12 protein-coding genes are annotated in these 8,396 nt (G+C 57.9%); 2 read left to right on the forward strand and 10 right to left on the reverse strand.

Annotated elements, in window-relative coordinates; all coding sequences use genetic code 11:
- Nucleotides 1-240: 240 nt before the first annotated feature.
- Nucleotides 241-1,092: a hypothetical protein gene (locus CRD59_RS07380; RefSeq protein WP_113854044.1), complete on the reverse strand. Its 852-nt coding sequence runs from the start codon at nt 1,090-1,092 to the stop codon at nt 241-243.
- 144 nt (nt 1,093-1,236) lie between these two features.
- On the opposite strand from CRD59_RS07380, the gene CRD59_RS07385 reads away from it, so the two are divergent.
- Nucleotides 1,237-1,512 carry a hypothetical protein gene (locus CRD59_RS07385; RefSeq protein WP_113854045.1) on the forward strand — a complete coding sequence of 92 codons (276 nt, stop codon included), beginning with the start codon at nt 1,237-1,239 and terminating at the stop codon, nt 1,510-1,512.
- Between the two features lie 249 nt (nt 1,513-1,761).
- Here the strand turns inward: CRD59_RS07385 and CRD59_RS07390 are convergent, their stop codons facing one another.
- The 9 genes from CRD59_RS07390 to CRD59_RS07425 form a co-directional block, all read right to left on the reverse strand.
- Nucleotides 1,762-2,082, reverse strand: coding sequence for a hypothetical protein (locus tag CRD59_RS07390; protein WP_113854046.1), 321 nt, complete (start codon nt 2,080-2,082; stop codon nt 1,762-1,764).
- Nucleotides 2,083-2,115: 33 nt separating this feature from the next.
- A complete protein-coding gene (locus CRD59_RS07395) occupies nt 2,116-2,379 on the reverse strand; it encodes a hypothetical protein (RefSeq protein ID WP_113854047.1) in 264 nt (87 codons plus the stop codon).
- A gap of 202 nt (nt 2,380-2,581) precedes the next feature.
- Nucleotides 2,582-3,169, reverse strand: a complete 588-nt coding sequence (locus CRD59_RS07400) for a recombinase family protein (protein ID WP_456236478.1) — start codon at nt 3,167-3,169, stop codon at nt 2,582-2,584.
- A 200-nt stretch (nt 3,170-3,369) separates the two neighbouring features.
- Nucleotides 3,370-4,101: a Fic/DOC family protein gene (locus CRD59_RS07405; RefSeq protein WP_113854049.1), complete on the reverse strand. Its 732-nt coding sequence runs from the start codon at nt 4,099-4,101 to the stop codon at nt 3,370-3,372.
- Nucleotides 4,098-4,265, reverse strand: a complete 168-nt coding sequence (locus tag CRD59_RS08010) for an antitoxin VbhA family protein (RefSeq protein ID WP_161522317.1) — start codon at nt 4,263-4,265, stop codon at nt 4,098-4,100. Before CRD59_RS08010 ends, CRD59_RS07405 begins: the two co-directional genes overlap by 4 nt.
- Entirely contained in the window at nt 4,265-4,666 is a 402-nt protein-coding gene (locus tag CRD59_RS07410; RefSeq protein WP_113854050.1) for a hypothetical protein, read from the reverse strand. Before CRD59_RS07410 ends, CRD59_RS08010 begins: the two co-directional genes overlap by 1 nt.
- Nucleotides 4,667-4,912: 246 nt before the next feature.
- Complete coding sequence (locus tag CRD59_RS07415) at nt 4,913-5,158, reverse strand: hypothetical protein (protein WP_113854051.1); 246 nt, start codon at nt 5,156-5,158, stop codon at nt 4,913-4,915.
- Complete coding sequence (locus tag CRD59_RS07420) at nt 5,155-5,790, reverse strand: ParA family protein (RefSeq protein WP_113854052.1); 636 nt, start codon at nt 5,788-5,790, stop codon at nt 5,155-5,157. Before CRD59_RS07420 ends, CRD59_RS07415 begins: the two co-directional genes overlap by 4 nt.
- Nucleotides 5,791-6,274: 484 nt before the next feature.
- Nucleotides 6,275-7,099, reverse strand: coding sequence for a replication protein RepA (locus CRD59_RS07425; protein WP_161522318.1), 825 nt, complete (start codon nt 7,097-7,099; stop codon nt 6,275-6,277).
- A gap of 1,046 nt (nt 7,100-8,145) precedes the next feature.
- On the opposite strand from CRD59_RS07425, the gene CRD59_RS07875 reads away from it, so the two are divergent.
- Nucleotides 8,146-8,396 (forward strand): hypothetical protein (locus CRD59_RS07875; protein WP_161522319.1); only part of this gene is annotated, 251 nt, incomplete at its 3' end.

Here is an 8,396-nt window from a genome sequence, read left to right on the forward strand (position 1 = left end):
GCTTGACGCGCAGCGGCCTGGTGGCATGGTCACGGGGTCCGACAACCAACCCTTCGAGGCCCACACCCCGGATGGGGTGTGAGCCGGCGGGAAACAGCCGGAGGGGACCATAGGGCCCCTCCGTCCGTCGCCCCCCCCCCCGTTGATCGCCGGCATGGGAACGCCCATACCCAATCAGGGTATGGGCGTTCCCATGCCATCGCGATGCGTGTACGACAACCACCTGCGGCGACGGACCCGTCAGGCGCCGGCCTGTCTGATCTGGTAGTAGCGCGGCCTGGAGATGCCTGCGGCGGAGCATATCTCCGCGACACCCGTCCGGTCGGACGGCCTGATGGCCCTGATCATGGCGTCCCGCTCCATCACAGCCCGCTCCTTGCGTACCTCCAGGTCCGCGATCAGGGACCGGCAGGACCGGAGGCCGTCCAGGCCGTCCAGGCCACCGGTGGCACCGAGCGCCCCGGCCAGCCCCTCCTGCGCCTCCTTGAGGGCGTCCTCGGCCAGCCGGACGCGCTTCTCCGCCTCGATCCTGCGATCCCGGACGGAGCGCTTGGCCCGGCGGCGGCGGCCGTCGTAGTCCTCCTGCGCCCGCAATGCCTCCGCCAGGACACCACCCCAGGACGACACCTCTCCTTGCCGGCAGACCTCCTCGCACCCGTCGGGGGCGCTGACAGTCACATACCACGCCCGGCTGGCCGGCCAGCCACGCACCTGCCGGTCGGACGGCCGGCCAGGGATAAACTCACTATCAGGAGTCACGACGACGTCGCCGACCTTGGCCTGACCCTCCAGCCAGCAGGCGGTCATCAGGCCATCCACCCTCGACGCCCACTCGGACCGGTGCTCCTCGATCTGCTCGTCCACCGCCGAGACCATGCTCTCGTCCCAGCCCTCCCATACACCCGTGGCCTCCTCGACCTCACGCTCCCCAGCCTCATGCCCGTCCTCAACCAGGGCACGCCTCGCCGCCTCCCGCAACGCAGCTGCGGCATCATCCAGCAGCTCCTGCGAGCACGGCATGTCCCCCAGATCACAGTCCCTTTTGATGTAATCTGCCACCGCGCTGAGCGCGGCATCTAAGTAAGCAGCCATACCAACCTCCTGGGCTGAAGGGCCGCACCGTGCGGCCACAACTACAGTATAGCATACTATATGCGCTATGTCTAATTCGCTAGACAGCAGTCGGACCGCTTACGCCAGAAGCCCACCCGCGCGCACACTGCTATCCTCAGGCGCATGACCCACTACGACGACGCCCAGGACGTGAGCATGCGTCCCAGGGGCTACGGCTTCGAGGACCACGACGAGGTAAGGGACCGCCACCTTCATATCAAGGCCCTCATGGAACGGCGGAAGGACCACCTGATCGACCTGCTCCAGGACCCCTCTCTCACCCCAGCGGACCGGCATCGCCTCGAAGAGCTCAAGAAGCAGGTCAAGGCCGACATAGCCTCGGTCCGCGCCGGCGGCAGCGACAGCGCCTTCCAGGACCTGTACTCCAGATACCGCTGATCCGACCACAACCAGCGGAGCCCCCGGGTGCATCGGCCACCCGCACCCTCCGTACCGGACAAGGCACAAGAGAAGCACGGCCGACCACCACCCGTGCAGGCCAGCAGTGTGAGGCAAGCGTTTTCCGGGTGCGGAGCGCCCGGAAAACGCGCGGCAGCAGGAATGGTCGAGCTGATCCAGCTCGGCGGGGTGTGGGGCGGCAGCCCCGCACGCAAACCACGCCGAGCTGGATCCACGCAAGGCCTCAGATCACGCCTGCGTCCGTTGCAATCCACCGCCTATCAGTCGGCGAAGCAGTTCAGAGCGGGAGAGCGACTCACCGCCGGCCGTCCTGTCGATCTGCGCCACCCAAGCCTTGGGGACACGCACATGCAGCACCTCCGTTTCCCGCTTCTCCCCCACATGTGGGCGGCCCATGATAACGTCAACCGCCTCCTCGCGTGTGGCTGTAGGCACACCAGCGGCCCGCGCCAGCAGCCCATCCATCATCCTCTGCGCTTCAGCGCCCGTCGCCTCCTCGGCCTTGGTATCGTCCCAACGCCACTCCATCTCGCCTTCGTTTTCGTTCACTGTTCCTCCTAGCGGATTTCCGTGTCCCTTGGTTCAAGTCCTGTCCATGAAACCGTCGGTCTCAGCTTCGACATGGAAGACGACGATTTCATTCCGGGCCGTTAGTTTCATGATTACTTCCAACCGTGGCACCAAGGGATCCCCGTGATGCTCGCCGATAAACCGCACATATTCCTCGCCTCGCTCCCGGTAACGGCGGATTCGCACTACATGACTGGCCGCATCCAACACATCATCGAGCGTGTAGTCATGCTTTGCGGCCGCGTCCTTCCATTCAATGCCACGATCTTTTACCATGGCTAAAGTATATCACAAAAATAGAACACAATAGTATGACACACGCAGGGGAATCGGTTCGTTTCCAGTGCCCCGTAACATACGGACACAGCTTGCATTTCAAAGCCCAGAGAACTTGCGCGGGCAGGCGATCAATGCCACTTGGTTGGCGATTTCATTCCGGTGTTCGGGCATAACCCTTTGATCGGGCGGGGCCTTCCCCCTACCCCTTCGAAGTCCTTGCGATCGTACGGTAGATCGTGCCCCTGGAAACGCCGAAACGGCCGGCGATCTCCTGCACAGTCACGCTCCCCGAATCGTACAGCTGCCTGATCATGGCTTCGTCGCTTGAACCAAGTTTGCGCCTTCGCCCCCCTACCCGCCCACGGGCCCGCGCTGCTTTGAGGCCTGCGTTGGTCCTCTCCCTGATCAGATCACGCTCGAATTGCGCCATGGCGGCAAAGACGTTGAACACCAGGACCCCACCCGGCGTCGTGGTGTCCATCTGCTCGGTCAACGACCGAAAGCCGACCCCCATACCCTGCAGGCGAACCATCACATCCACAAGATGCTGGACGCTACGCCCCAGCCGATCCAGCTTCCAGACCACGACCACGTCCCCCGGCCGCAGGACCTCGAACATCCTGTCCAGCTCCGGACGACTGGCCTTCGCCCCGGAGGCATGATCCACATACCACCTATCGCAGCCGGCGGCCTTGAGCGCATCGACCTGCAGATCCTCCCTCTGCTCCAAGGTGCTCACCCGGGCGTATCCGATCAACATCCAGATCTCCAGACTTCCAAAACTCATGTGCGAACGATATAAATTGTACATTGATTTTGAAACGGGTTTCAGAACGCTTTTCGCCCCAAAAGGGCGCAGACTCACCCTCCGGCTGAACCTGTCGCAAAAACGGTCGTTTCCAAAACAGCACCGCTCGGGTATAAGCGGATACCGGCTTCCACTCCCACTCCCCCGAATCCCTTACCCAGGAATCCTGCCAGGCTTATCTACTCATATCTGCTCAGCCCGCCCGGTCCGTTCGACCGTCCTTCCTTACGTGCGGCTTCCCTGTGGGGCACCTGCAGGTTTACCCTCGACGACCGCCGGGCATGGGAGGCCCCCACGAGCCTGTCGATCCGCTCCCCCTCCGCCAGCGCTTCCCTGCTGACCGTCACCCTGCCAAACATCTTCTCAAGCGGCCCCCGGTCGCCATGCAGCATCGCCGCCCTGGACGCCTTGATGTTTTCTGCTTTCGATATTTGGGTCCAGTCAATCTGCCATCCGGCGTCATGCGCCACCAGGCTCCAGAACACACGCTGCGTCCGGCCGTTGCCTTCGCGGAACGGGTGGAGCGTATTGAAGTCGTCGAAATGAAGGCTCAGCCTGGACACGAAACTCGATTTATCGAGCCCTTTCAGCATATTGTCTTCCAGGAGGGTATTTTCCGCATAGGATATGGCCTGCGGAAAATACTCGACCGGCTGGAAAAGGCCGGATTTGCTGATGTTGATGGTCCTGAGCTCGCCGGCCCAATCGTAGACATCCTGGAACAGGAACCCATGGATCTCCTGCATTTGCTCTACGGTTCCTGCAGCCTCAGGCGGGTCCTGCCAGAACTGGGTCAACCTGGCCAGCACCAGGTCACTCTCCGCTGCGTCGAGCATGGCCCGGTCCGTGGCGCCGACCAGGTTCCGCAGGACATCCGTGCCAGGAATCAGATAGGGATCCTCAACGGTCATGCATCAAGCCCATACCGATGCCTCGTCCGACGCACGAACTCGTCCGCGTCGAGGGCTCCTGCGGCATATAGCTGGGCGTCATGTCGAGCCTGGGCGCTGACGTGCCCCCCCTCCATCTCGATCGAGTGGACGCTCTCCTGCACCAGCTTCTCACGGCTGTCCATCACTTCCCCTCCTCGGTCTTGAGATAATCCCAGTCTAGAGCCCTGTAGTCGTAGCTGGTTTGAGCCGCGAACAACCTTAGCTTCAAGAGGGGCTTTCCGGGTTTGCCCACCTTCCCCTGCCGCTGCACCAACCTCCCGGCTCCGATTACGAACCGCCCCTTATCCAGGGGTCGCCGCCCGCTGGCCAGCGCCGCCGCCTGGGCCTCAACGAAGAGCTTGGTCATGCCCGTGGCCTCGAACTCGACAAACTCCGTACTGCCATTTTCATGGTCCACGGCTACAGTCATGTATATCTTCTCTATATACGTGTCCGGGTCGTCGGCATCTCGGAATCGCACTTTCCTCGGCGTCGAAACCAAATTACCTGCTTTGTAGGTCAAATCGCCCGTTGGTATGGTCATCTCTTACCTTTCGGCCTGTCTGTTTCGTGCTTGGCTCACGAACAGGGCTAGATTAATACCAGTAGTGTAGTAGTACTACCGTACTACTACACTACCCTACTACACTACTTCGGTCAAGTCCTTCATTGCACAGATGTATATATAGCAGTACATATGGGAATACGTCAGGATACACATAAAGAAGTACGACTATCGGTACATATAGGAGCACGTACAGGAGTACGTATTGCTATCCGTACTGCAGTACTACTTCTCATGCTCCTTGAGCCATTGCCTTAGCGCCTCTTCCATGACATCACCCATGGTGGTGTGGTGAAAGAATGCATACGTCTTTACCGCTTCGCGAAGAGAGGCCGTCATCTTGATCGATGTGGTGATTCTCTGTTCTGCGGCTGATTGCGTTTCCGGCTCGTCTCTGTAGATCTCTTTTACCGTGGCCGGTTTTTTGGGTCTGAGATTCGGTGAGTAGGCTTTGCTCTTAATGGCGGTCATAGTCCTAGATACTCCTTAATTTGCAGTGTTTCGAGGTAGAGTTCGGTGTATTCGTAGAGGTGTGGCGGGGTCGTACCCAGTGCCTTCTTGATGTCCTGACGCAAGGGGATTGCGGTTGAGAACCTCATGACGTTGGCTATTGTACCTGCCTCCTTGTGCTCCTCCAGGGTCATCACACCTTGGCCCTTAAGCGCCTCCACTGTTTCATGGAAGGCCGTGGTCCTCGGCTGTGCCTTGGCTATGAGGACCGCCGTGGGAGTGTCCTCGGGGATAGCGGAGATCATCGCCCAAACCTGCTGCAGATCCATTGGCGAGTCTGAGGTGGGAATGATTACGAAGTCACTCACTCCGATGGCGGCGGTCATAATCTTGTCTGCTGGGGCCGCGTCCACTATTACCCAATCAGCTGCAGACGGGTGTAGTCGGTTGAACGTCGAGAGGTTTGCCGCATCAACCCGGAAGGGCAGTGGGGTTTCGGTCTCGGCCGTGTCAGCCCAGAGGCTTGCGGACGATTGGATATCAGCATCCAGGACGGTCACCTGCTGGTCATCTTTGCTTGCCGCACACGCCAGGTAGATTGCGCTAGTGGTCTTGGCAACCCCACCTTTCGCGTTGGCTATCGTAATTATCATGGCTATCCTTCCGTAGTGCTGCCATACGGTAATACTACCACACATATATACTATATAGTAGTACTACTACACATACTCTATACAGTAGTATCACTATATATATATATAGCTATTTAATCTAGTGATGAATGGGTTCTGTTTGCCATTTATTCAGGGGCAAGCGTTTTCCGGGCGCGTAGCGCTCGGAAAACGCGCGGCAGCAGGAATGGTCGAGCTGATCCAGCTCGGCGGGGTATGGGGCGGCAGCCCCGTAATACATGTAATAGCTATAGTAATAACTACATCTAGTGGCAGCCAGAAACGTTGCAATTCCGCCAAAAAAGCCTGACTTTCCCTAGAATATACCAGTGGTTTCCCTAGAATATACCAGTGGATAACCCTGACTTTCCCTAGAATATACCAGTGCGGTTTCCCTAGAATATACCAGTGGATAACTCGGTCGGTGGGAAAAATAAAGCCCGCCAAGTTGGCGGGCTGTTCGCTGTTATTTGCTCTTAGGATGGACACTCGGCCGTGAGTGCATCAGTCGTAATCCCGTTCGCGGGACCCATTCAAAGTGCAGTCCTCCCGGCCAGAACACCGCGACATGCTCAAATGCTTGTTTGAAGAATTGCCGGAAGTTATCCGCTCTTGAGTATTGGGCTCCGAATTGTCTTTCTAATTGTTCCCATGTGATGGTTATCTCGGCCTGGGGATCGTGGCGCAGGCCGAAAACGGTGCGGCTCAGCCAGGCGTATATGTCTATCTCCTGGCCTTTGCCCTTGGTTGATAGGACTTCGATGATTTCGGCGTCGAGCGGGATGCTTGCCGTTTTCATCCGCTGCCACGTTGCGGGGTTGAGCTGGATCTGCGCCGTTGTATCGCTCCCGCTTGCCTTCCAGGAATAATCGGCCTTGTCGATCAGCATGCTGTTCTCAACGCTGAGGTTATGCTGGTCTCCCGAGTTGTGCTGCTCGCTCACCGTCATGGAGTAGCCTGCTAGGGCTTGTAAGTGTCTCCGGAAGTTCGCTATATTGGTCTGTCCGCCAGTGTCGCGCAGTCCGAGCTCACGTTTGAATTGAGCTTCGCTTTTCGGAAGGGTGATAACCGGATCCGAGCTGTTGTGCTTTGCCCTTACGACTTGCGTTGATAGCCAGATGAGCAGCAGCCGGCCGATCTTTCCGTGAAGCCAGATGGAGCGAAGACTGCCGTCGCTGCTGGGTAGGCGAAGTGGCCTTACGACGTAAAGATGGTCCCTGCCTTGTCTGACCCATTCCGCAACGTCGCCGGGGTCTGAGTAGGGGAGGGAGAACTGGCAGAAGTCGCTCATGAGGTACAGTCTGCGCTGCCCTTTTAATCTGGTCCAGTCTGTGGCGGAACTATTCATCGTGTGGTAAACTCTCTTATTGCAAACTGATTATTTGAATCCCTGCCGTCCTGACAACGGCGGGGATTTTTGTTTCCTTACCACGAATAACAATAGCGCAAAGTCAGCCATCCGAATAACACGGGGGTATTTTTCGGACAGCAACGAGTACGAGACCGGAATCACCGGCGGGAATTGATTATCTAATCTCCGGGGGGGGGGGGTCTACCAATGATTCATCGTTTGAGTAGGCCTCTACAAGGTGGATAATGTCAGAATGAAGCCGGATCCGGCGAAGGTACGCCTCTTTGTCCGCGTCTGCAGCGTCACCGAATGACGATGCAATGACTTCCAGCCAGGCGGTTTCTACATCCTTGCCAAAATATGAGCAAATCAAGGTGAAGTCGGCAAGGCTCAGGGGTGTACCGGTAAATGAAAATTGGCGCTGCACCTTCTGGTATGAGCGTTCTGTGAGCGCAGCTATATCGGACATGGTAGTTTTCGGGTGGGTTTGCCGCATCCACTGCCGTACTACCAGGATGGCGGCCTTGTCGACAGGTCGCCAGGAAGAGTGAACCCGAGCCATTGGCTACAAGTCTACCTTCAAGAGATAAGCATATCAAAAAACTCTAAAAAGACAAAAAAACGCTTAATATCAACGATAAAGATGTCATTATTGACAGAATGTGTAGTAACTGTGATATTCTCTCTTGTGTTACTGGTTGGTATGAAAATCCCCAGTCCTAAGACTGGGGATTTGTGCAAAACCGAACCGTGCATTTGTGATGGGCTGCCGTTCCGCCAAGAAGCCAGACCATCGTGCACGCACTAAAGGTAAGGAAGTGGGTTTACACATGACTGAATTTAGCATGCTTCATGGTCAAAAAGAACCGGACGTGAGCTAGACAGGTCAAGCTGGACCACACAACAGAGGAGTGTAAAAGATCATGGGAGATCATAGGGGAGTCTGGTTAAAACATCCGGGGAAGAAGTGGATCATACCGGCTTCGGTGATTGTCGTCCTGGCCTTGTGCGCCGGCGGCTGGGGGTTGTCTACATGGAACGCTCGGCGGCACAGGCAGTCGGTGGCTGACTGTCGGACGGCGTCCTTGCATGTCACCAGGGCCATGCGTTCCGGCGAGTCGAAGCGGGCGGCCGGCGCACGAGACGTGCAGGCCGGCCAGGTGGCCGACGCCAAGACCGTGAGCGACTACCAGCGGGCCGTCAAGGCCATCACGAAGGTCAAGCCGGTGTCCTGCGA

It is taken from the genome of Bifidobacterium xylocopae (assembly GCF_003315615.1).
GTDB lineage: Bacteria > Actinomycetota > Actinomycetes > Actinomycetales > Bifidobacteriaceae > Bombiscardovia > Bombiscardovia xylocopae.

What these genes read in the sequence shown, in the direction of transcription:
- CRD59_RS07380 (WP_113854044.1), bottom strand. Translation starts at nt 1,092, where the DNA reads ATGGCTGCTTACTTAGATGCCGCGCTCAGCGCGGTGGCAGATTACATC.
- CRD59_RS07385 (WP_113854045.1), top strand. Translation starts at nt 1,237, where the DNA reads ATGACCCACTACGACGACGCCCAGGACGTGAGCATGCGTCCCAGGGGC.
- CRD59_RS07395 (WP_113854047.1), bottom strand. Translation starts at nt 2,379, where the DNA reads ATGGTAAAAGATCGTGGCATTGAATGGAAGGACGCGGCCGCAAAGCAT.
- CRD59_RS07400 (WP_456236478.1), bottom strand. Translation starts at nt 3,169, where the DNA reads ATGAGTTTTGGAAGTCTGGAGATCTGGATGTTGATCGGATACGCCCGG.
- CRD59_RS07405 (WP_113854049.1), bottom strand. Translation starts at nt 4,101, where the DNA reads ATGACCGTTGAGGATCCCTATCTGATTCCTGGCACGGATGTCCTGCGG.
- CRD59_RS08010 (WP_161522317.1), bottom strand. Translation starts at nt 4,265, where the DNA reads ATGGACAGCCGTGAGAAGCTGGTGCAGGAGAGCGTCCACTCGATCGAG.
- CRD59_RS07410 (WP_113854050.1), bottom strand. Translation starts at nt 4,666, where the DNA reads ATGACCATACCAACGGGCGATTTGACCTACAAAGCAGGTAATTTGGTT.
- CRD59_RS07415 (WP_113854051.1), bottom strand. Translation starts at nt 5,158, where the DNA reads ATGACCGCCATTAAGAGCAAAGCCTACTCACCGAATCTCAGACCCAAA.
- CRD59_RS07420 (WP_113854052.1), bottom strand. Translation starts at nt 5,790, where the DNA reads ATGATAATTACGATAGCCAACGCGAAAGGTGGGGTTGCCAAGACCACT.
- CRD59_RS07425 (WP_161522318.1), bottom strand. Translation starts at nt 7,099, where the DNA reads ATGAGCGACTTCTGCCAGTTCTCCCTCCCCTACTCAGACCCCGGCGAC.